Here is a 481-nt window from a genome sequence, read left to right on the forward strand (position 1 = left end):
GTCTTCGAGTCTGTGACCGAAGAGCGTTGCAGCATGCTGATGGACGTTCACTCCGCCGTTGACGCATTCTACGCCCAGCCTGAAACCATCCGCGTTACGGGTACCGAAGGCAATTCCTTCGAGTACACTCCGGACTTTCTAAGCATTTTAGGTGGAACAAGGTTCCGACTTGAGAATAAGCGTGCTTGTGATCTGTGGCCACCGAAACCGGCCGACCGCTACGACGAGTCGGGCATCCGGAAATGGGAGAAAGCCGCACTTGTGCGCGCTCGCCTCCGTGCCGTGCGGCAAGCCTACACACGCTGCGGCCTACAATGGAAATTGGTCTTAGACCTTCATATCGCCAACATGGCTGCACCGGAGGTAGTGGACGAACTGGTCTCACATGGCGGACGTCCGATTAGTGAGGGGGATTGGCGCCGCCTCCGGGAACATATTATCGCAGCCGAAAACGCCACGACGCTGGATGCCGCGTCCGCTG

General features: G+C 58.0%; 1 protein-coding gene. It reads left to right on the plus strand.

Annotated features, from left to right (window positions below; all coding sequences use genetic code 11):
* Nucleotides 1–33 precede the first annotated feature (33 nt).
* The coding region (locus ACU8YC_RS26650) for a hypothetical protein (RefSeq protein ID WP_446896214.1) at nt 34–481 on the plus strand (448 nt) is incomplete at its 3' end.

The sequence above is a fragment of the Citrobacter sp. VF227 genome, assembly GCF_052950715.1.